This is a genomic window from Streptomyces sp. NBC_00057 (assembly GCF_045041165.1).
GTDB lineage: Bacteria > Actinomycetota > Actinomycetes > Streptomycetales > Streptomycetaceae > Streptomyces.
The window spans coordinates 6,556,655-6,578,081 of the sequence record NZ_CP108256.1 but is presented as its reverse complement, the minus strand read 5'-3'; the positions used below and the strand labels follow the sequence as shown (position 1 = coordinate 6,578,081).

Here is a 21,427-nt window from a genome sequence, read left to right as displayed (position 1 = left end):
AGCGACGGGGCCCGGCGTACGGCGCACATGCATGGAGGACGTGACGTGGCGAACGACGCCAGCACCGTTTTCGACCTAGTGATCCTCGGCGGTGGTAGCGGCGGTTACGCCGCGGCCCTGCGCGGAGCGCAGCTGGGCCTGGACGTCGCTCTGATCGAGAAGGGCAAGGTCGGCGGTACCTGCCTGCACAACGGTTGCATCCCCACGAAGGCCCTGCTGCACGCCGGCGAGATCGCCGACCAGGCGCGCGAGGCCGACCAGTTCGGTGTCAGGGCCACCTTCGAGGGCATCGACATCGAGGCCGTCCACAAGTACAAGGACGACGTGATCTCGGGCCTGTACAAGGGTCTGCAAGGTCTCATCGCCTCGCGCAAGGTCACCTACATCGAGGGTGAGGGACGGCTCTCCTCCCCCACCTCGGTGGATGTGAACGGCCAGCGTGTCCAGGGCCGCCACGTGCTGCTCGCGACCGGCTCCGTGCCGAAGTCGCTGCCGGGTCTGGAGATCGACGGCAACCGCATCATCTCCTCGGACCACGCGCTGAAGCTGGACCGTGTCCCGAAGTCCGCGATCGTGCTGGGCGGCGGCGTCATCGGCGTCGAGTTCGCCTCGGCGTGGACGTCCTTCGGCACCGACGTCACGATCATCGAGGGCCTGAAGCACCTCGTCCCGGTCGAGGACGAGAACAGCTCGAAGCTTCTTGAGCGCGCCTTCCGCAAGCGCGGCATCAAGTTCAACCTCGGTACGTTCTTCCAGAGCGCCGAGTACACGCAGGACGGCGTCCGCGTGACCCTCGCCGACGGCAAGACCTTCGAGGCCGAGGTGCTGCTGGTCGCCATCGGCCGCGGCCCGGTCTCGCAGGGGCTGGGCTACGAGGAGGCCGGCGTCGCGATGGACCGCGGCTACGTCCTCGTCGACGAGTACATGCAGACCAACGTGCCCACCATCTCGGCCGTGGGTGACCTGGCCCCGACGCTCCAGCTCGCGCACGTCGGCTTCGCCGAGGGCATCCTGGTGGCGGAGCGGCTGGCCGGTCTGAAGACCGTTCCGATCGACTACGACGGTGTCCCGCGGGTGACGTACTGCCACCCCGAGGTCGCCTCCGTGGGCATCACCGAGGCCAAGGCCAAGGAGCTCTACGGCGCGGACAAGGTCGTCGCTCTGAAGTACAACCTTGCGGGCAACGGCAAGAGCAAGATCCTCAAGACCGCGGGCGAGATCAAGCTCGTCCAGGTCAAGGACGGTGCCGTGGTCGGCGTCCACATGGTCGGTGACCGTATGGGCGAGCAGGTCGGCGAGGCCCAGCTGATCTACAACTGGGAGGCGCTGCCCGCCGAGGTCGCGCAGCTCATCCACGCCCACCCGACCCAGAACGAGGCGATGGGCGAAGCCCACCTGGCCCTGGCCGGCAAGCCCCTGCACTCCCACGACTGATCAGTCGACCGGGCGCGACGACCGACCTACTTCCGCACTTTCGTAAGGAGCAACTGAAACCATGTCGGTTTCCGTAACCCTTCCGGCGCTCGGCGAGAGCGTCACCGAGGGCACTGTCACCCGCTGGCTGAAGGCCGAGGGCGAGCGCGTCGAGGCCGACGAGCCGTTGCTCGAGGTTTCGACCGACAAGGTCGACACCGAGATCCCGGCGCCCGCCGCCGGCATCCTCGCGTCCATCAAGGTCGCCGAGGACGAGACCGTCGAGGTCGGCGCCGAGCTGGCCGTCATCGAAGACGGCACGGGTGCGCCCGCCGCCGCTGCGGCCCCGGCCGCCGAGCCCGCGGCCGCCCCGGCCCCGGCGCCGGTCGCCGAGGCCCCCGCTGCCGCTGCTCCGGCCCCCGTGGCCGAGGCTCCGGCCGCCGCCGCACCGGCCGGTGGCGCCGCCGGTACCGACGTCACCCTCCCGGCGCTCGGCGAGAGCGTCACCGAGGGCACCGTCACCCGCTGGCTGAAGGAGGTCGGCGAGGAGGTCACGGAGGACGAGCCCCTCCTGGAGGTCTCCACGGACAAGGTCGACACCGAGATCCCGGCCCCGGTTTCCGGTGTGCTGCTGGAGATCGTCGTCGCCGAGGACGAGACCGCCGAGGTCGGCGCCAAGCTCGCCGTCATCGGTGCTGCCGGTGCCGCTCCGGCGGCTGCCCCGGCACCGGTCGCTCCGGCGCCCGTCGCCGCCCCGGCTCCGGCCGCCGCTGCCCCCGCACCGGCACCGGTCGCTCCGGCCGCCCCCGCGCCGGCTCCGGCCCCTGTGGCGCCCGCCGCCCCGGTCGCCGCTCCGGCCCCTGTGGCGCCCGCCGCTCCGGCCCCGGCCGCCCCGGCGCCGGTTGCCGCGCCGGCTCCGGTCACCCCGGTCGCCCCCGCCGCGACCTTTGGTGACGACGGCGCGTACGTCACGCCGCTGGTCCGCAAGCTCGCCGCCGAGAACGGCGTCGACCTGGGCGCGGTCAAGGGCACCGGCGTCGGTGGCCGTATCCGCAAGCAGGACGTCGTCGCCGCCGCGGAGGCCGCCAGGGCCGCCGCTGCTGCGCCGGCTCCGGCCGCCGCCGCTGCGACTGCCGGAGGCCATGCAGCCTCGAAGGCGCCGAAGCTGGAGGCCTCCCCGCTGCGCGGTCAGACGGTCAAGATGACCCGCATGCGCAAGGTCATCGGCGACAACATGATGAAGGCGCTGCACTCGCAGGCCCAGCTGACCTCGGTCCTCGAGGTCGACATCACGAAGCTGATGAAGCTGCGCAACCAGGCGAAGGCCGCGTTCGCCGCCCGTGAGGGCGTCAAGCTGTCCCCGATGCCGTTCTTCGTGAAGGCGGCGGCCCAGGCGCTGAAGGCCCACCCGGTCATCAACGCCCGGATCAACGAGGACGAGGGCACCATCACGTACTTCGACTCGGAGAACATCGGCATCGCCGTGGACGCCGAGAAGGGTCTGATGACCCCGGTCATCAAGGGTGCGGGCGACCTGAACATCGCCGGCATCTCGAAGAAGACCGCCGAGCTGGCCGGGAAGGCCCGCGGTGGCGGCCTGACGCCGGACGACATGTCCGGCGCCACCTTCACCATCAGCAACACCGGCTCGCGCGGTGCGCTGTTCGACACCGTCATCGTGCCCCCGAACCAGGCAGCCATCCTGGGCATCGGTGCCACGGTCCGCCGCCCGGTGGTCATCGACCACCCGGACCTCGGCGAGACGATCGCGGTGCGGGACATGACGTACCTCTCGCTCTCCTACGACCACCGTCTGGTGGACGGTGCGGACGCCGCCCGTTACCTGACCGCGGTCAAGGCGATCCTGGAGGCCGGTGAGTTCGAGGTCGAGCTCGGCCTCTGAGCACCACGGTTGTAACCAGCCTCACCAGCGGCGCCCCCGTCCGGATCACTTCCGGGCGGGGGCGCCGCCGTATTGTCTAGACACCACCGGTCGCCCCGGCAGCCGTGATGGCGCAGACAGCACCGGTTTGCCCCGAAGGAGCCCCTCATGACCCCGCCCGTCGTCCACTCGCTGCGCGAACAGATCCGCGAGCACATCGTGGACGGGATCGTCAGCGGGCGATGGAAACCGGGCGAGCGGATCGTGGAGCGCCGGATCGCCACCGAGCTGGAGGTCAGCCAGACGCCCGTGCGCGAGGCGCTGCGGGAGCTGGAGACGCTCCGGCTGATCGAGTCGGCCCCCAACAAGGGCGTACGGGTCCGCAATCTCACCGCGGCCGATCTGGAGGAGAGCTATCCGGTACGGGCCGGTCTGGAGCAGATCGCGGCCGAGCTGGCGGCTCCGGTCCTCGGCGAGGACTGCTCGCGCCTCGCGCCGCATGTGACGGCGCTGTACGAGGCGGACCGGCTGGCCGACGGTGAGGCGCAGGTGCGGCACACCGTGGGGTTCCACCGCGAGATGGTGCGGGCCGCCGGGAACGCCGTGCTGCTGCACACCTGGGAGGGGCTGGGCATCGAGGTGTTCACCGCCCTGTCGATCCGGTGGCTGGGCACGGTCCAGAAGTCGTACGCGGAGGAACACGAGGCGCTCATCGAGGCGTTCCTGCGGAAGGACCCGGACATCGGTGTGCTGGTCAAGGCGCATGTGCTCGGCTGCGCACCGCGCGCCTGAGGAGCGTACGCATCTGTCGTGAGGGGTGCTCGACTGTGCAGGCGAGCGCCCCTTATGCGTATTAAATCCCGTCACTCCGTGCCCCGTTTCGCGGCACCGAATGCCAATTTCTTCATATCGAGAAGTTTTGCCGTTCATCCTTTGATCGATCATCGATCGGCGACTTACAGTTCACTCCGCGGGCCCACCGGCCCCATCGCCCTGTCCTGCCAGTCAGGGCCTTTCTCCACCCCCCTCCACTCCGGAAGGCGGCGATCATGACCGACCCCGTAGGAAAGCTTCCGAGCGAGCTCGACCAGCTCCCGGACCGTGACCCCGAGGAGACCGCCGAATGGGCGGCCTCCCTGGATGCCGTCACCAAGGCCGCGGGCCCGCACCGCGCCGCGTACCTGATGCGCCGCTCGCTCCAGCACGCCGAGGGCGCCGGTCTCGCGCTGCCCAAGCTGCTGGAGACCGATTACGTCAACTCCATCCCGACCGCCGCCGAGCCCGCGTTCGACGGCGACCTGGAGATGGAGTCCAGGATCACCGCCTGGAACCGCTGGAACGCGGCCGCGATGGTCACCCGTGGCTCCCGCCTCGGCGTCGGCGGCCACATCGCCACCTTCGCCTCGGCCGCCTGGCTGTACGAGACCGGCTTCAACCACTTCTTCCGCGGCAAGGAGGGGGACGGCTCCGGCGACCAGCTCTACATCCAGGGCCACGCCTCCCCCGGCATCTACGCCCGCGCCTTCCTCGACGGCCGGCTCGGCGAGCAGCAGCTCGACAACTTCCGCCAGGAGGCGGGCGGCGACGGTCTGCCGTCCTACCCGCACCCGCGGCGGCTGCCCTGGCTGTGGGAGTTCCCCACCGTGTCGATGGGCCTCGGCCCGCTCTCGGCGATCTACCAGGCGCGCTTCAACCGCTATCTGGCCAACCGCAACATCAAGGACACGTCGAACTCGCACGTCTGGGCCTTCCTCGGCGACGGCGAGATGGACGAGCCCGAGTCGACCGCAGCCCTCGCCCTCGCGGCGCGTGAGCGGCTCGACAACCTGACCTTCGTCATCAACTGCAACCTGCAGCGCCTCGACGGCCCGGTCCGCGCCAACTTCCGGGTGGTCCAGGAGCTGGAGGGCGCGTTCCGCGGCGCCGGCTGGAACGTCATCAAGACGCTCTGGGGCAACGCCTGGGACGAGCTGTTCCGGCTGGACACCACCGGTGCGCTGGTCCGTCGGCTCCGTGAGGTCCCGGACGCGCAGTTCCAGACGTACGCCACCCGTGACGTCGCGTACATCCGCGAGCACTTCTTCGGCGCCGAGCCGGCGCTCGCCGAGCTGGCGAAGCTGCTCACCGACGCGAAGATCGCCGAGTGCTTCTACACCTCCCGCGGCGGCCACGAGGCCCGCAAGGTCTACGCGGCCTACCGCGCGGCTCTTGAGCACAAGGGCGCGCCGACCGTGATCCTCGCGCAGACGGTGAAGGGCTACACGCTCGGCAAGGGCTTCGAGTCCAAGAACGCCAACCACCAGATGAAGAAGCTGTCCGTCGACGAGTTCAAGGACATGCGCGAGCTGCTCGGACTCCCGATCCCCGACAGTGCCTTCGCGGACGGGCTGGTGCCCTACGGCCACCCCGGCGCCGACTCCCCCGAGGTCCGTTACCTCCAGGAGCGCCGCGCCGAGCTCGGCGGCCCCGCCCCGGCCCGCCGGGTGCACGCGGTAGCGCTGCCCGAGCCCCAGGAGCGGGCGTTCGCCGCGCTGAAGAAGGGGTCCGGCAAGCAGGAGATGGCCACCACCATGGCGTTCGTGCGCCTGGTCAAGGACCTGATGCGGGACAAGGAGACCGGCAGGCGCTGGGTGCCGATCGTCCCGGACGAGGCCCGTACCTTCGGCATGGAGTCGCTGTTCCCCTCGGCCGGCATCTACTCCCCGCTGGGCCAGACGTACGAGCCGGTCGACCGCGACCAGCTGATGTACTACAAGGAGGCCAAGGACGGCCAGATCCTCAACGAAGGGATCACCGAGGCCGGGGCCATGGCCGACTTCATCGCCGCCTCCACGTCGTACGCGACGCACGGCGAGACGATGATCCCCTTCTACATCTTCTACTCGATGTTCGGCTGGCAGCGGACCGGCGACCAGATGTGGCAGCTCGCCGACCAGCTCGGCAAGGGCTTCATCGTCGGCGCCACGGCCGGCCGGACGACGCTGACCGGCGAGGGCCTCCAGCACGCGGACGGCCATTCGCACCTGATCGCGTCCACGAACCCCGCGTCGCTCAACTACGACCCGGCGTTCGCTTACGAGATCGCGGTGATCGTCAAGGACGGTCTGCGCCGGATGTACGGCCCCGAGGCCGAGAACGTCTTCTACTACCTGACGGTCTACAACGAGCCGAAGCCGCAGCCTGCGATGCCGGAAGGCATCGAGGAGGGCATCGTCAAGGGCCTGTACCGCTTCAAGGAGGGCACGCCCGCGACGGCGGACGCGCCGCGCGTCCAGCTGCTGGCCTCCGGTACGGCGATCCACTGGGCCCTGGAGGCGCAGGAACTGCTGGCCGCGGACTGGGGTGTGACGGCCGACGTGTGGTCCGCCACCTCGTGGGGCGAACTGCGCCGTGAGGCGCTGGAGTGCGACGAGGCGCTGCTCCGCGGTGAGCAGCGGGTGCCGTACGTGACCCAGGCGCTGGAGGGCGCACCGGGTCCGGTCCTCGCGGTCAGCGACTGGATGCGGCAGGTCCCGGACCAGATCAGCCAGTGGGTGGAGCAGGACTGGTCCTCGCTCGGCACGGACGGCTTCGGGCTCTCCGACACCCGTGATGCGGCCCGCCGCCACTTCGGTGTCGACGCCCAGTCGATCACGGTCGCGGCCCTGGCCCAGCTGGCCCGCCGCGGCGAGGTGACCGCGTCCGCGGCCAAGGAGGCCCGGGAGCGGTACGGGCTCTGACGCGTGAAGGCGGCCGGGTACGCCCGGCCGCCGCCTCGCCCCCGGTCCGGCAAAGGCTCCGTCCTCGATCGCCGGACGGGCTTGAAAATCAAGCCCGTCCGGCGATCGAGGACATTTTTGAGCCCGGCCGGGGATCGAGGCCACCCCCGGGCCTGCGGGCCGGGGCCCGCGCACCGCGGCCACAATGGCCGCATGCGTGCTGCCCGCCTCATCAAAATGGTGCTGCTCCTGCAGTCCCGCCCCGCCATGACCGCCGCCGAGCTCGCCCAGGAGCTCGAGGTGTCCGAGCGGACCGTCACCCGGGACGCGCAGGCACTCTCCGAAGCGGGCGTCCCGGTGTACGCGGACCGGGGCCGGGCCGGGGGCTACCGGCTGGTCGGCGGGTACCGCACGCACCTCACCGGACTCGCCCGTAACGAGGCCGAGGCGCTCTTCCTCTCCGGACTGCCGTCCGCCCTGCGCGAGATGGGCCTGGAGGACGCCGCGTCCGCCGCCAGGCTCAAGGTGTCGGCGGCCCTGCTGCCGTCCCTGCGCGACGCCTCGGACAGCGCCGCCCATCGCTTCCACCTGGACGCTCCCGGCTGGTACCAGGAGCCGGTCACCCCCGAACTGCTGCCCGCCGTCGCGGAGGCGGTCTGGAACGACCGGATCGTCCAGGCCCGCTACCGCCGCAGCGGCCGGGACGACGAGGTGGAGCGGGAGCTGGCCCCGTACGGACTCGTCCTGAAGGCCGGGGTCTGGTATCTCTGCGCCCGCGTGGCGGACGACTTCCGGGTGTACCGGATCGACCGGTTCTCGGCCGTCTCGGTGTCGGATGAACGGTTCGAACGCGACGAGCAGTTCGATCTTCCGGGCTTCTGGGACGAACGGGCCGCCCAGTTCGCCCGCTCGCTCCTGCGTACCGAGGTGACGGTACGGGTGACGGAAAAGGGTGTACGCCGACTGCCGTACGCCATGGACCGTTCGGCGGTCCATGACGCGCTGGAAGCGGCCGGCCCGCCCGACGCACAGGGACAGCTCACCGTCACCCTGCCGGTCGAGTCCCTCGATGTCGCGTACAGCCAACTGATGGCCCTGGGGCCGGAGTCGGAGGTCCTCGAACCGGCCGCCCTGCGGGCGCGTTTCACCGCAGCCGCCGAACGCCTGCGCGAGCTCTATCGCTGAGGGCTTCTTTTCGCCGCGTCCGCGTGCGTCGCCCGCCGTCAAGGCCGATGCTTGTCCCGTGATGGACGAGACGGAGTTCTGGGAGATCATCGACAGCACCCGCGAGGCCGCCGAGGGCGACCCCGAGGACCAGGCCGATCTGCTCGTCGAACGGCTGGTGCGGCTCGATCCCGAAGCCGTGCTGGATTTCGCCAGGCACTTCGAGGCCCGTTACAACCGTGCCTACCGATGGGAGGTGTGGGGCGCCGCCGCCGTACTGCTCGGCGGCGCGAGCGACGACGCCTTCGACTTCTTCCGCTGCTGGCTGATCGGGCAGGGCCGGGAGATCTTCGAGGGCGCTCTGCACGATCCGGACAGTCTCGCCGATCTCCTCGACGACTTCGACGAGGAGATCGACGGGGACGCCGAGGATCTCGGCTATGCCGCCGACGAGGCGTACGAGCAGCTCACCGGCGTGGTCACCCCGGACCTCGGGCTGCCGCCCCAGGCCTCCGAGCCGGAGGGCACCCCCTTCAGTTTCGAGGACGACGCGGCCCTGGCGGAACGCTTCCCCGCGCTCTGGGAGCGATTCGGAGCCGGCTGAACGCGCCCGGGGCCCTGCCGCCCCGTCAGAAGTGGGTTCCGCCGTCGATCCGGATCTCCGTACCCGTGATGAACGCCCCGTCCTGCGATCCGAGCATCGCGACGACGCCCGCGACGGTGTCCGGGCTGGCGAAGCCCTCCCCGAGCGCCGGAGACAGCTTCATGAAGAGCGACATGTCGGCATCGGTGGGCAGCCCCGGGCCGTTGCCGCTGGTCATGTCGGAGGAGATCGAGCCGGGCGCGACGGCGACGACCCGCAGCCCCTGCTTGCTGTACTCGCTCGCCAGCGCGTGCGTCATCGACTGGACGCCGCCCTTGCTCGCCGCGTACGCCGACATGTAGGGGTGCGCGAAGCTCGCCGAGGTGGAGGAGAAGTTCACGACGACCGGCCTGTCGCCCACCAGCAGGGCCGGTATCGCCTCACGAATCATCAGGAACGTCCCCGTGAGGTTGACCGCGAGGATCTTGTTGAAGAACTCCAGCGACGTCTTGTGCGTGTGCTCGGAGCGCAGAATTCCGGCCGCGTTGACCAGTACGTCGAGGCCCCCGAGGGTGGCCACGGCGGAGGCGACGCCCGCCTGGACGGCCGCCTCGTCCGAGATGTCGAGGACGAGGGTAGTGAGGCGGTCGGCGGTGCCGTTCGCCACGGCTGTCGCGTACGTGGCCTTCAGCCCGGTCTCGTTGACATCGGCCGCGACGACGCGGCCGCCCTCGGCGAGGACACGGTGGACGGTGGCCTGGCCGATGCCGGAGCCACCACCGGTGATGAGTGCGCGGCGGCCTTCGTAGCGGTTCATGTCTGTTCTCTCCCGATCCCGGTGACTGCTGTCCCGAGGCTGTCTCGGTACTTCCTCGATCGATGTCCACCGTACGCCCAAGTGGCACGTTTTGCCACAACGTCATTTCATGCACACCTCTCCTCTGCCGGGGTAATCTCCTGGGAATGAGCCCCAAGCCGAGTCAGCCGTCCCTCACCGAACGCCGTAAGGCCGCAACCCAGCTGGACATCGCGCGCGCCGCCGCCGCGCTCTTCGCCGAGCGCGGACCCGAGGACACCACGGCGGAGGACATCGCCCATCGGGCGGGCGTCGCTCTGCGTACCTTCTACCGGTACTTCCGCTCCAAGCAGGACGCGGTGGGCCCACTGCTCTCCGGCGGCGCCGAGCGCTGGCGGGCGCTGTTGGAGGCGGCCGAGCCGGGGGAGGCGCTCGCCGGGGTGCTGGAGCAGGCGGTCACCGAGGCGCTCCGGGTGCCGGGCGCGGACGCCGCCGAGCAGCTCGGCTGGACGCGCGGGCTGCTGCGGGCGGCGGTGGGGGACCCGGCGTTGCGTGCCGTCTGGTACCGGGTCAATCAGGATTCGGAGGAACGGCTGCTGCCGGTGCTGACCCGGCTGGCGGGCGACGGGGCGGACCCGCTGGAGATCCGGCTCGCCGCAGCCGCCGCCACGGACGCGGTGCGCGTCGCGCTGGAAGCCTGGGCGGAGACGGACGCGCCGACGAGCGGGCCCGGCTCACCTTCCGATCTGGCGGTGCGCTGCCTCCATGAACTCATGGGTGGCATGCGGCTGTTCAAGGGCTGAGCAGGAAACAAGGGGTCACGGCGCCAGCGAGCGGCCCATCATGACGTCGTCGACGTAACGCCCGCCCAGGAAGAACTCGCCGGGCAGCACACCCTCGACGACGAACCCCTCCGACTCGTACAGCGCCCGCGCGGGTGCGTTGTGCCCGAGCACCCGCAGCGTCATCCGGTTCGCCCCGTCACTCCGCGCCGCCGCGAACGCCGCCCTCAGCAGGGCCCTGGCGATTCCGCGGCCGCGCGCCCAGTCGGCCACGGCGAGGCCCTGTATCTGGCGCACATGCGTGTTGCAGGCGAGAGGGGTCGGCACGTCGGCCCGGATGTAGCCGGCGATGCGTATCTCACCCGCCAGGTCCTCCGCCTCGGCCACGAGCAGGTGCTCGGGCCGGTTGCGGTCGTCGAAGAACGGTTCGTACGGCGGGTGCGGCCGCGGTGTTACGGCGTGGAGGGTCGACCACGTGGCCCGGTCGAGCTCCCCGAGAGCGGTGTCGTCGGAGAGCACGGCAAGGCGGACGGGGCGGATGTGGATCTTGGGCATGGGCGCCACTGTGCCACGACCCGCCCGGTCGCGTCATCGCATATCTGCCGGGCGCTCGGCGGAGCCGAACGGGAGGCGACGGCGGAAAGAATCTCTTCGACATGCGCGAGGCGCTGGAGGTGCTCGCGGTCCGGCCCGCCGTCGAACGAGCCACCGACAGCCAACTGCAGCAACCGGCAGCCCTGTTGGAAACGGCACGCCGGGCCACCCTGTCCGGCGGACCGGAACGCATCTCGCGGGCCGACGCCGCCTTCCACCACCACATCGTCGAGCTGTCCGGCATGAGCTGCCGGCCACCACCCCGGAGTCGCTGGAGGGGCGGCTGCACCGGCTGTTCCAGCAGATCGACGACCCGGGACCGCTCCGGGAGGAGCACCGGCTGCTGTCCGCCGCCATCACCGCGGCGGACAGCGAGGCAGCGGCGCTCTGCGCCCTGCGGCATGTGCGCCACTACCGGGATGTCGCCCTACAACTGCTGTTCGAGTGATTCGGACGGTACGGGCGAGGCGCCCCCTGCGCCGCTGCGGCAGGATGGGGCCATGGTGTACTCCCGTATCGCTGTCACCGGATCCACCGGACTCATCGGAGCCGCGCTGGTGCGCTCGCTGCGGGCCGACGGGCACAAGGTCGTGCGCCTGGTCCGGCACCCGGCGCGCGCCGGGGACGAGGTCGAGTGGGACCCGAAGCGGGGTTACGTCGACGGGGCGGGCCTGGTCGGCTGCGACGCCGTCGTCCATCTCGCCGGCGCCGGGGTCGGCGACCACCGCTGGACGGAAGAGTACAAGCAAGAGATCCGGGACAGCCGGGTGCTGGGCACAGCGGCGATCACCGAGGCGGTGGCCTCCCTCGATGTACCGCCGAAGGTGCTGCTGTGCGGGTCGGCCATCGGCTACTACGGCGACACCGGGGACCTCGCGGTCGACGAGAGCGCGCCGCACGGCACGGGCTTCCTGCCGTCCGTCTGCGTGGACTGGGAGGCTGCCGCGGCCCCGGCGGAAGCGGCAGGTATCCGGACGGTGTACGCGCGCACGGGTCTGGTCGTCGCCCGGGAGGGCGGGGCCTGGGGGCGGCTGTTCCCACTGTTCCGGGCGGGGCTCGGCGGGCGGATCGGCAACGGGCGCCAGTACTGGAGCTTCATCGCGCTGCACGACCACATCGCGGCCCTGCGGCACCTCCTCGACACGCAGTCGCTGTCCGGACCGGTGAACCTGACCGGCCCCGACCCCGTGACCAACGGCGAGGTGACAGCCGCGATGGGGCGCGTGCTGCACCGTCCGACGCTGTTCACCGTCCCGGCACCCGCGCTCCGGATCGCCCTCGGGGACTTCGCGGAGGACGTGCTGGGCAGCCAACGGGTGCTGCCCGCACGGCTGCTGGACTCGGGGTTCACCTTCGCCTTCCCCGGCATCGACGGCGCCATTCGCGCGGCGCTGCGCTGACCACGAACGGTCGAATCACACGGATGTGCGACCCCGTGCAACGGTGCCCCGGGCCGCGCGCGACTGTGCCCGAACCGGACCCCTCCTAGCCTCGTGGCGAACTCGGTCATTCCGGGGGCCTGTCGGGGGCAAGAGCCTCCCAGCAGTTGCGCCGACTCGGGGAGGGGCACGTGCTCAGCACGGCACACCACGCGGACGTCGTCATCATCGGTGCCGGGATCGCCGGCCTGTCAGCAGCCCATCAATTGACCAGTGCAGGGGTCAGCGTCAGCGTTCTGGAGGCCGGCCCACGCGTCGGCGGCCGGATGACCACCGAGGAGGTGGACGGGTTCCGGCTCGACCACCTCGGCCCGCTTCTCAGCACCTCGTATCCGGAACTGCGCACGACGCCAGGTCTCGAAGGGCTCGCGCTGCGGAACTTCGCGCCGGGGGTGCTCGTCCACAGCGAGGGCCGCCAGTACCGGACCGGCGACGTGCGGCACACACGGAGCGCACGGGGCGCACTCAAGGCGGCACGCGCCCTGGCGAGCGCCCCTCGCCCGCCGATGGGCGGGCCGATCGACCAGGCCCGGCTCGGCGCCGCCCTGGCCCGGCTCGCCACCACCCCGGTGTCCCGCATCCTGGCCCGGCCGGAGCGGACCGCGCTCGCCGCCCTGTCCAGCCGCGGCCTGCCGTCCCGTACCGTCAACGGCTTTCTGCGCCCGCTGCTCACCGCGCTGCTCAGCGACCCCGGGCTCACCACATCGAGCCGCTGCGCCGATCTCGCCCTGCGCGGCTACGCACGCGGCCGGCTGTGCGTACCGTCCGGCGGTTCGGCCACGCTGCCCGACCTGCTGGCGGCGGCCCTGCCGCCCGGCACCGTGCGGACGGGGGTCCATGTCACCGCCGCCGACATCACCTCCGTACGCACCAAGGAACACGGTGAACTGGGCTGCCGTTCCCTGCTGCTGGCCACCGGCGCGAGCGCCGCGGCCGAGCTGCTCCCCGGCCTGCGGGTGCCGCCCTTCCATCCGGTGACGGTCCTGCACCACACCGCCCCCGCTCCCCCGCCGACCGGCGCCTCACTGCTGCTGGACGCCGACCGCTCGGGCCCGGTCGCCCACACCTGCGTGATGAGCGAGGTCGACCCCTCGCGCGCCCCGCACGGCCGGACCCTGATCACATCGACGGTGCTCGGCACCCCGCCACCCGACCTCGACCGGTCGGTCCTCGCCCATCTCGCCGCGCTGTACGGCACCCCCACGGACGACTGGGAACTCCTCTGCGCCCACCACGACCCGGAGGCGGTCCCCGCCATGCCACCCCCGCACGATCTGCGCCGCCCGGTCCGGCTGCTCGCCGGGCTGTACGTGTGCGGCGACCACCGGGACACGAGCACGGTGCAGGGCGCCCTGTTCTCAGGCCGCCGCGCGGCGCACGCCATCCTCGGCGATCTGGGCATCCGGCCCGGCCACCTGGAGACGGAGCTGCGCGAAGCGGCCTGAGTCCGCCCGCGCGCATCCTGCCCCGGTCAGGCCGGCCCCAACCCCCAGCGCTCCTTACAGATCGGATCTCTCACCCCACCTCCCGCTTTCGAGAGTGGTCCACACCACTCCCGCAAACACCCTTGTCGTGCAACACATCTACCGCTACGGTCCTGGCGAAACCGGACTTCAGGAGACCGTAGTGCGCCGAGTCCTGCCCGTTCTGCCGCTCCTCATAACCCTAGTCATCGGATCTATATCTCCCGTCGCGGTGGCAAACGAGCCTCCGGACGAACCCGCGTCGAACGCAAGCGCCACAGCAGCCGCACCAGGGCCTCCCGTTGTTCCCGGACCGACCCGGTGGACCGGCCTCGGCGGCCTCGACCCGGCCGAACCGTGGACCGTCTCCGGCTGGGTCAGGACGACCGGCAGGACCAGTGACCAAGTGCTGCTCGGCTCGAAGGTCGGCGCGCTCAAACTCCAGCAGTGGGGCACCGGCAAGGTCGGCTTCACCCTCTACGGCGCGGCCGACCACAGCTTCGACTACACCCTGCCGCTGAACCAGTGGGTCCAGCTGACCTGGGTCACCGAGCCGGGCCGCACCACCCTGTACGCGAACGGCGAGCGCGTCGGCACGGTCGACGCGTCCATTCCGCTCCCGCTGCGCTCGATCGGCACCGAGAAGGCCGGGCTGCGCGGAGATCTCGACGAAGTCACCACCTGGGACGAGGCGTTGAGCCCCGAACAAGTCCAGGCCGACTACGCGCACGACGACCGCTGACCGGAAGGAACCCGCAGTGACCCGCACCCGCACCCATGCCCGTACCCGTACCCGTACCAGACTCGTCGGAGCGACAGCCCTGGCGGCCCTCGCCGGCCTCCTGACCACCCCGGCCTCCGCCGCCCCCGAACCCCCGTCGAAGGACTACGAGCCGACGGTGGAATCCCTCGACAGCCACCCCACGCCGTCGTGGTTCAACGACGACAAGTTCGGCATCTTCATCCACTGGGGCGCCTATTCGGTACCCGCCTGGGGCCCGCGCGGCAGCTACGCCGAGTGGTACTGGAACTACATGAACAGCAAGGGCAGCGCCACCAACACCCACCAGAAGGACACCTACGGAACGGCCGCGAACTACGACGACTTCATCGGCCGGTGGAAGGCCGAGAAGTACGACCCGGACGCCTGGGTGAAGCTGTTCAAGGACGCCGGTGCCAAATACTTCGTGCTGACCTCCAAGCACCATGAAGGCGTCGCCCTGTTCGACAGCAAGGTCAGCGGCCGCGACACCGTGGACCTCGGCCCGAAGCGCGACCTGGCGGGCGACCTGTTCAAGGCGGCGCGCAAGGACACCGAGGGCGGGCAACTGAAGGCAGGCTTCTACTACTCGTTGTACGAGTGGTACAACCCGTCGTACACCGGCAGCCCCGTCCGCAACCCGTACACCGGCGCCGAAGTCCCGTACACCGGCGCCCCGTCGGTCAAGGACTACGTCGGCGACTACATGGTGCCGCAACTGAACGAGCTGGTCGATCAGTACGATCCCGACATCATCTGGTGCGACGGGCAGTGGGACAAACCCGCCTCGTACTGGAAGACCGCGCCCGTCATCGCCGACTACTACAACCGCGCGAAGAACCGGGCGCACCCGAAGGAAGTCGCGGTCGCCAACCGCTGCAAGATCGAGACCGGTGCGCTGGACAGCAAGGAACTCGACTTCCAGACACCCGAGTACACGGTCAAGCCGGACATCGACCCGAACAAGTGGGAGGCGAGCCGGGGCATCGCGCACTCGTACGGCTACAACCAGAACGAGCCCGAGGAGGACCACCTCACCTCCGACCAGCTGATCGACTCGCTCACCGACATCGTCAGCAAGAACGGCAACCTGCTGCTCGACATCGGCCCGCGCGCCGACGGCACCATCCCCGAGATCCAGCAGCAGCGACTGCTCGACATCGGAGCCTGGCTGAAGATCAACGGCGAGGCGATCTACGGGACGACCTACTGGCACCACGCCGAGGAGCCGTCCAGCGACGACAAGATCCGCTACACGGTGAAGGACGGCACGCTGTACGCGACCGCGCTGGAGTGGCCCGGCGCCGAACTCACCCTCGGTGCCGACACGCCCGTCGCCGCCGACTCCCGTATCACTCTGCTCGGTTCGGACGGCGGCGCACTGCCCTGGCACAAGGACTCCGCAGGCCGCGTGATCGTCGAGACGCCGAAGGACGGGGCGTCGGCCACCGGGAGCACGAGCGCGTACGTCTTCAAGGTCACCACTCCGGGCGTGAACACCCTCGTCCGCACGAGGACCGAGCTACCGAAGGAGCTCAACCCCGAACGCGCCGCCGACGGCACCCTGACCCTCACCAACACCGCCCGCACGCGCGCATCCGGGACCGGGGTCGGGCTGTCCGGACCCGAGGGCTGGACCGTCACCCCGGCGGCCACCCGGGTGAACCCGCTGGCGCCGGGCGCGGACGCGAAGGTCCCGTTCACCGTGACGCCGCCCGCTTCCGCGGCCCCCGGTACGTACACACTGGACATCACCCTGCGCCACGGCCGTCTCACGACCACCACGGCGGTCAAGGTCAGGGTGGCCCCGGAGAACCTCGCCCGGAACAAGCCGGCCACCCAGAAGAGCACCGCGTGGGACGCCCCTGCCTCCCGCGCCGTCGACGGGAACACCGACGGCTCCTTCGGGTCGGGCTCGGTGACCCACACCGCGGAGCCCTCGTCGCAGGCATGGTGGCAGGTCGACCTGGGCGCCTCGAAGTCACTGTCCGCAGTCGACATCTGGAATCGCACCGACTGCTGCTCCGACCGGCTCAAGGACTTCTGGGTCCTGACCTCGGACACCCCGATCACGGCCGACGGACTCGATGACGCACGGACCGCCCCCGGTGTGACGGCGGTGCATGTCACCGGCCAGGCCGGACGGCCGTCCACCGTGCAGCTCCCGGCGGGCACCTGGGGCAGGTACGTCCGCGTGCAGCTGACGTCCGGCACCGACCCGCTGTCGCTGGCGGAGGTCGAGGTACACGGGCACTGAGAGAGCCCCGCCGAACGGGTGGCCCGGACCGATCGCTCCCGGTCCGGGCCACCACCCGTGCTGCCGCGCGGAAGAGTCACGCGGAGGAGTCACCCGTGGTCACGCCGGAGAGATCACCCGAGGGCCGCGACCCGCTCGCGGTATCCCCGTACCGGGGCCGCGTCCCGGTACGGCTCCAGGCGTCGCTCGAAGTCCCGCACGTACTCCGTCGCCCGTACCGACCGCATCTCCGCCGCCTGCTGGGCGGCCTCGGCGCCGAGCACGCACGCCTGGTCGAGCTCGCCGAGCCCGAGCCGTGCGGAGGCCAGCACCACCCGGCAGAACAGCCTGCTGCGGGCGTACGCCGGGGCGCGCAGCTGGAGGGAGCGCTCGGCGTGCTGCGCCGCGGCCCGGTACTGCTGCAGATCCCGGTGGCAGTGGCCGAACTCGTCGGCGAGCTGGGCCTCGTCGAAGTACTGCGCCCAGTGCGGCACCTCGTCCCCGGGGCGGGCGGTCTCCAGCGCGCGTTCCGCCCGCGCCAGTGAGGCGGTGCAGAGCCTCGCCTCGCCGAGCACCCCGTGACCGCGTGCCTCCACGGCGTGCAGCAGGGCCTGGACGACGGGCGGCGCCGCCGAACCGATGCCCTGCTGGGCGACGCGGGCCAGCTGTACGGCTTCCCTGCCGTGCCCGAGGTAGACCGCCTGCCGGCTCATGGTGATCAGGACGTAGCCGCCGTACGCGCGGTCCCCCGCGGCCTGGGCGAGCCGCAGCGCCTGGACGAAGTACCGCTGGGCCAGGCCGTGGGCCGCGATGTCGTACGAGGTCCAGCCCGCCAGCCGGGTCAGGTCGGCGGCGGCGGAGAAGAGCCGGCGCCCGGTGGCCTCCCCGTAGGTCCCGCGAAGCATCGGCTCCGTCTCGTGCTCCAGATACCGGACGAGGGCCTGCCGGGCGTGGCCGCCGCCGTAGGCGTTGTCGAGGGCGCGGAAGAGTTCGCCGACCGACCGCAGGGCGGCGACATCACCGCTGCTGACCCGCTGGCCGGCGCCGCGGTCGCTCTGCCGTTGCCGGGGTACGCCGGGGGCGCCCGACAGGCCTGTTCCCAGGGCGGCGGGAGCGGTCGAGGGTGCGGGGGACCCGGATGGCGCGGACGGTCCGGAAGGCCGGGACGGGACGGGCCCACGGAACCCGCCGCGGCCACTGACGCCGGACGCCCCCGTCAGACCGTGTCCACGGTCGCCGGGCCAGTGCGACCCGTGCAACCCCTGCGCCCCGATCCCGCGCGCCCCACCGGGACCGCCGGACCGCGCCGAACCACCGGCCTCAGTGGCCCCTGCAGCCCCCGCAGCCCCAGAGGCCCCGACGGACCTGCCGTGCGCACCAGCCGCACGGGCACCAGCGGCCCCACCGGCGCCGCCCGGCACCGGGGGCGAGGACTCGCTCCCCCGTCCCACCCACTCATCGGCCCGGCCGATCAGCCAGTCCCTGCTGGGGACGACGAGCCCGGCCGGGGTGAAGGCGATCTTGCGCAGCTCCGCATGGCTGCCCGAGTCCTTCCGCCACAGTCCGCTGACGATGTCGACCGCCTCGGCGGGCGTGGCCGCGAACTCCAGGCCCGCGTAGACAGGGGCGCATGAGTCGAGGCCCAGGTCCTGCGCGGAGAGGCGGCGCCCGAGCCGCCGGGTGAAGACCTCGGCGATCAGCGCGGGCGTGGTTCCGCGCGGCTGCTGGCCGCGCAGCCAGCGGGTCACGGAGGTCTTGTCGTACCGCAGGTCGAGGCCGTGTTCCAGGCCGAGTTGGTCCACCCTGCGGGCGAGGCCGGCGTTGGAGAAGCCGGCCTCGGTGATGAGCGAGGCGAGGCGGCGGTTGGGGGTGCGCTGCGGAGGTCGTTCCGACATCAGCTGTACGGTCTCCTGCCTTCGGGGCCGGTCGGGCAGCCCTAATGGAACGGCGTGAATTTAGCGGCCTCCGCGGCGGTCGCAGCCGCCTTCGCTTCACTTTCATCCGATCGTGTGAGGATTGGGGGTGGCGCTGACGGGAACGACCTGCTGGGCCACCGCCCGGAGTCCGGTCGTACAGTGGCTCGGGGCTGATTCAGTGCATGGTGGCGTGGCTCCGGGCACCCCGGCTCCCCGCACCGCGAGTAGGGAGGCATCTGTCGTGACTGGGCTTCGGTTCGTCCGGCTGGGATTCGGCGAGGAAGCAGTCGACTACCAGGAGGCCTGGCAGAAGCAGCGCGAGGTGCACGCGGCCAGATTCGAGGACACCGTCCCGGACACCTGTCTGCTGCTGGAACACCCGCCCGTCTACACGGCGGGGCGGCGCACGACCGACAGCGAGCGCCCGCTGGACGGCACCCCGGTCATCGATGTGGACCGCGGCGGGAAGATCACCTGGCACGGTCCCGGACAGCTGGTCGGCTACCCGATCCAGAAGCTGCCCCGCCCGGTGGATGTCGTCGCGCATGTCCGCCGGCTGGAGGACGCCCTGATCCGTACCGCCGCCGAATTCGGTCTGGAGACCTCCCGGGTCGAGGGCCGCAGCGGGGTCTGGGTCCTCGGCGACCCGGTCGAGGACCGTCCGTCGCTCGGCGGCCTCTCCCTCGACTTCGACCCGCGGCTGCAGGACGAGGAGTTCGACCCGCGGCTGAACGGCCCCGAGTACGCCCCGTCCAACGCCGGGCAGCGCCGCGAGGACCGCAAGCTGGCCGCGATCGGTATCCGGGTGGCCAAGGGCGTGACCATGCACGGCTTCTCGCTCAATGTGAACCCGGACAACACCTGGTTCGACCGCATCGTGCCGTGCGGCATCCGGGACGCGGGCGTCACGTCACTCGCGTACGAACTGGGTCGCGACATCGCAATCGCGGAGGTGCTCCCGGTCGTCGAGAAGCACCTCAAGGACGTCCTGGAGAACGCGCAGCTCGCCCCGCGCACCATCGAGCGCCCGGCGGATGCCGTGGCCACGGCATGACAGCCTGGACACCCGGCGGGGAATAGGGCCTGCCGGCCACAGGTTGGCCAGACGTAAAGCCATTTGAACTACGGGCGTACCCTGGTGTTCGCCGAAGAATCCAATGCAGTGAAAGCAAAGGGGAGTGCCGGAGTGTCCGCTGTCGCACCCGACGGGCGCAAGATGCTGCGCCTTGAGGTCCGGAACAGCCAGACCCCCATCGAGCGCAAGCCCGAGTGGATCAAAACCCGGGCGAAGATGGGCCCCGAGTACAGCCGGCTGCAGAAGCTCGTGAAGAGCGAGGGTCTGCACACGGTGTGCCAGGAGGCCGGCTGCCCCAATATCTTCGAGTGCTGGGAGGACCGCGAGGCCACGTTCCTCATCGGCGGCGACCAGTGCACCCGGCGCTGCGACTTCTGCCAGATCGACACGGGCAAGCCGCAGGCGCTGGACCGGGACGAGCCCCGCCGGGTCGGCGAGTCCGTCGTCACGATGGACCTGAACTACGCCACCATCACCGGCGTCGCACGCGACGACCTGGAGGACGGCGGTGCATGGCTGTACGCGGAGACCGTGCGCCAGATCCACGCGCTGACTGCGGACCGGGAGGCCGGCCGCACCAAGGTCGAGCTGTTGATCCCCGACTTCAACGCGGTGCCCGAGCAGCTCGCCGAGGTCTTCTCCTCGCGCCCCGAGGTGCTCGCGCACAACGTCGAGACGGTGCCGCGGATCTTCAAGCGGATCCGTCCCGGTTTCCGTTACGAGCGCTCCCTGGAGGTCATCACGAGGGCCCGCGAGGCCGGCCTGGTGACCAAGTCCAACCTGATCCTCGGCATGGGCGAGACCCGCGAGGAAGTCAGCGAGGCGCTCCAGGATCTGTACGACGCGGGTTGCGAGCTCATCACGATCACGCAGTACCTGCGGCCGTCCGTGCGCCACCACCCGGTCGAGCGCTGGGTGAAGCCGCAGGAGTTCGTGGAGCTGAAGGAGGAGGCCGACGAGATCGGCTACTCCGGCGTGATGTCCGGGCCGCTGGTCCGTTCCTCGTACCGCGCGGGCCGTCTTTTCCAGCAGGCGATCGAGCGGCGCGGCGCCGTCGCAGCGGCGCCCGCTGTGTGAATCCGAGCACAAGAAGCTACCGAGCGGTAATAGCTGGTTCGACGCGGCCCATACGCTCCCCGCAGGCCGGGGGCGCGTATGGGCCGCGTCGGCGTGCGCTGCGCCCATATCAAGGTTTCATTGGTGTTTGACCGACCGGTCATGCGCTGGTAACACCGAGCAATGACGCTGGGTGCAACGGCGCAGCGACTCTGCGGGCCGCTGCCACCCCTGTTTCCCGCACCCAGCGCACGCCACCCACTTCGCGCAACGCAGTCCCGGGCAGATCGGCCCGGGCAACTGAGTCCACGCAACTCAGTCCGCACATCCGCTCCGAGGAGATTTCCACGATGCAGGCCGTGCCGGTACGCGCCACCGCCATCCCTTCCGTCACCCATGCTCTCCGTGCCGTCGAGTCGCTGCTGTTGAGCAGCGGCCAGCGCACCGCCCGCCGCAATGCCTGGACCGCCGTCCTGGAGGACCGGCGCCGGGCCAAGGACCGGGTCGAGACCGAGTACGTACTGGAGGCCGCGGCCGACCACCGTTCCTAGGCCACGTAAACTTCCGTAC

At 70.9% G+C, this 21,427-nt stretch carries 17 protein-coding genes and 1 pseudogene; 15 read left to right on the top strand and 3 right to left on the bottom strand.

Going from position 1 to position 21,427, the window contains the following annotated elements; all coding sequences use genetic code 11:
- Positions 1–45: 45 nt before the first annotated feature.
- The 6 genes from lpdA to OG953_RS30970 all read left to right on the top strand — a co-directional run bounded on the left by lpdA (position 46) and on the right by OG953_RS30970 (position 8,761).
- Positions 46–1,434, top strand: coding sequence for a dihydrolipoyl dehydrogenase (gene lpdA, locus OG953_RS30995; RefSeq protein WP_405688469.1), 1,389 nt, complete (start codon positions 46–48; stop codon positions 1,432–1,434).
- 61 nt (positions 1,435–1,495) lie between these two features.
- Positions 1,496–3,316, top strand: a complete 1,821-nt coding sequence (sucB, locus tag OG953_RS30990; protein ID WP_405688467.1) for a 2-oxoglutarate dehydrogenase, E2 component, dihydrolipoamide succinyltransferase — start codon at positions 1,496–1,498, stop codon at positions 3,314–3,316.
- 147 nt (positions 3,317–3,463) lie between these two features.
- Positions 3,464–4,087, top strand: coding sequence for a GntR family transcriptional regulator (locus OG953_RS30985; protein WP_093895367.1), 624 nt, complete (start codon positions 3,464–3,466; stop codon positions 4,085–4,087).
- Positions 4,088–4,344: 257 nt separating this feature from the next.
- Positions 4,345–7,014 (top strand): pyruvate dehydrogenase (acetyl-transferring), homodimeric type, encoded by a 2,670-nt coding sequence (gene aceE / locus OG953_RS30980; protein WP_405688465.1) that lies wholly within the window; start codon positions 4,345–4,347, stop codon positions 7,012–7,014.
- Between the two features lie 192 nt (positions 7,015–7,206).
- Positions 7,207–8,178, top strand: a complete 972-nt coding sequence (locus OG953_RS30975; RefSeq protein ID WP_405688463.1) for a helix-turn-helix transcriptional regulator — start codon at positions 7,207–7,209, stop codon at positions 8,176–8,178.
- A 61-nt stretch (positions 8,179–8,239) separates the two neighbouring features.
- A complete protein-coding gene (locus OG953_RS30970; RefSeq protein ID WP_405692161.1) occupies positions 8,240–8,761 on the top strand; it encodes a DUF4240 domain-containing protein in 522 nt (173 codons plus the stop codon).
- A gap of 25 nt (positions 8,762–8,786) precedes the next feature.
- Here OG953_RS30970 and OG953_RS30965 read toward each other — a convergent pair whose 3' ends face one another.
- Positions 8,787–9,557 (bottom strand): SDR family NAD(P)-dependent oxidoreductase, encoded by a 771-nt coding sequence (locus tag OG953_RS30965; protein WP_405688461.1) that lies wholly within the window; start codon positions 9,555–9,557, stop codon positions 8,787–8,789.
- Positions 9,558–9,703: 146 nt separating this feature from the next.
- On the opposite strand from OG953_RS30965, the gene OG953_RS30960 reads away from it, so the two are divergent.
- Positions 9,704–10,339, top strand: coding sequence for a TetR family transcriptional regulator (locus tag OG953_RS30960; protein WP_405688459.1), 636 nt, complete (start codon positions 9,704–9,706; stop codon positions 10,337–10,339).
- 15 nt (positions 10,340–10,354) lie between these two features.
- Here the strand turns inward: OG953_RS30960 and OG953_RS30955 are convergent, their stop codons facing one another.
- A complete protein-coding gene (locus tag OG953_RS30955) occupies positions 10,355–10,873 on the bottom strand; it encodes a GNAT family N-acetyltransferase (RefSeq protein ID WP_405688457.1) in 519 nt (172 codons plus the stop codon).
- A gap of 101 nt (positions 10,874–10,974) precedes the next feature.
- On the opposite strand from OG953_RS30955, the pseudogene OG953_RS30950 reads away from it, so the two are divergent.
- From OG953_RS30950 to OG953_RS30930, 5 genes and pseudogenes are all read left to right on the top strand, one after another.
- Positions 10,975–11,145, top strand: a pseudogene (locus OG953_RS30950) (FCD domain-containing protein); the annotation flags it as partial.
- Between the two features lie 267 nt (positions 11,146–11,412).
- A complete protein-coding gene (locus tag OG953_RS30945) occupies positions 11,413–12,312 on the top strand; it encodes a TIGR01777 family oxidoreductase (RefSeq protein ID WP_405692159.1) in 900 nt (299 codons plus the stop codon).
- Positions 12,313–12,482: 170 nt separating this feature from the next.
- Entirely contained in the window at positions 12,483–13,796 is a 1,314-nt protein-coding gene (locus OG953_RS30940; protein ID WP_405688454.1) for an NAD(P)/FAD-dependent oxidoreductase, read from the top strand.
- Between the two features lie 250 nt (positions 13,797–14,046).
- Entirely contained in the window at positions 14,047–14,556 is a 510-nt protein-coding gene (locus OG953_RS30935) for a LamG domain-containing protein (protein ID WP_405688451.1), read from the top strand.
- 16 nt (positions 14,557–14,572) lie between these two features.
- Positions 14,573–16,831 carry an alpha-L-fucosidase gene (locus tag OG953_RS30930; RefSeq protein ID WP_405688448.1) on the top strand — a complete coding sequence of 753 codons (2,259 nt, stop codon included), beginning with the start codon at positions 14,573–14,575 and terminating at the stop codon, positions 16,829–16,831.
- Between the two features lie 113 nt (positions 16,832–16,944).
- Here OG953_RS30930 and OG953_RS30925 read toward each other — a convergent pair whose 3' ends face one another.
- Complete coding sequence (locus OG953_RS30925; protein ID WP_405688446.1) at positions 16,945–18,705, bottom strand: regulator; 1,761 nt, start codon at positions 18,703–18,705, stop codon at positions 16,945–16,947.
- Positions 18,706–18,967: 262 nt separating this feature from the next.
- Between OG953_RS30925 and lipB the strand changes: the two genes are divergently transcribed.
- The 3 genes from lipB (at position 18,968) to OG953_RS30910 (ending at position 21,408) form a co-directional block, all read left to right on the top strand.
- Positions 18,968–19,780, top strand: coding sequence for a lipoyl(octanoyl) transferase LipB (lipB, locus tag OG953_RS30920; protein ID WP_405688444.1), 813 nt, complete (start codon positions 18,968–18,970; stop codon positions 19,778–19,780).
- A 132-nt stretch (positions 19,781–19,912) separates the two neighbouring features.
- Positions 19,913–20,878 (top strand): lipoyl synthase, encoded by a 966-nt coding sequence (gene lipA / locus OG953_RS30915; protein ID WP_405688443.1) that lies wholly within the window; start codon positions 19,913–19,915, stop codon positions 20,876–20,878.
- A 329-nt stretch (positions 20,879–21,207) separates the two neighbouring features.
- Complete coding sequence (locus OG953_RS30910; RefSeq protein ID WP_405688440.1) at positions 21,208–21,408, top strand: hypothetical protein; 201 nt, start codon at positions 21,208–21,210, stop codon at positions 21,406–21,408.
- Positions 21,409–21,427: the final 19 nt, after the last annotated feature.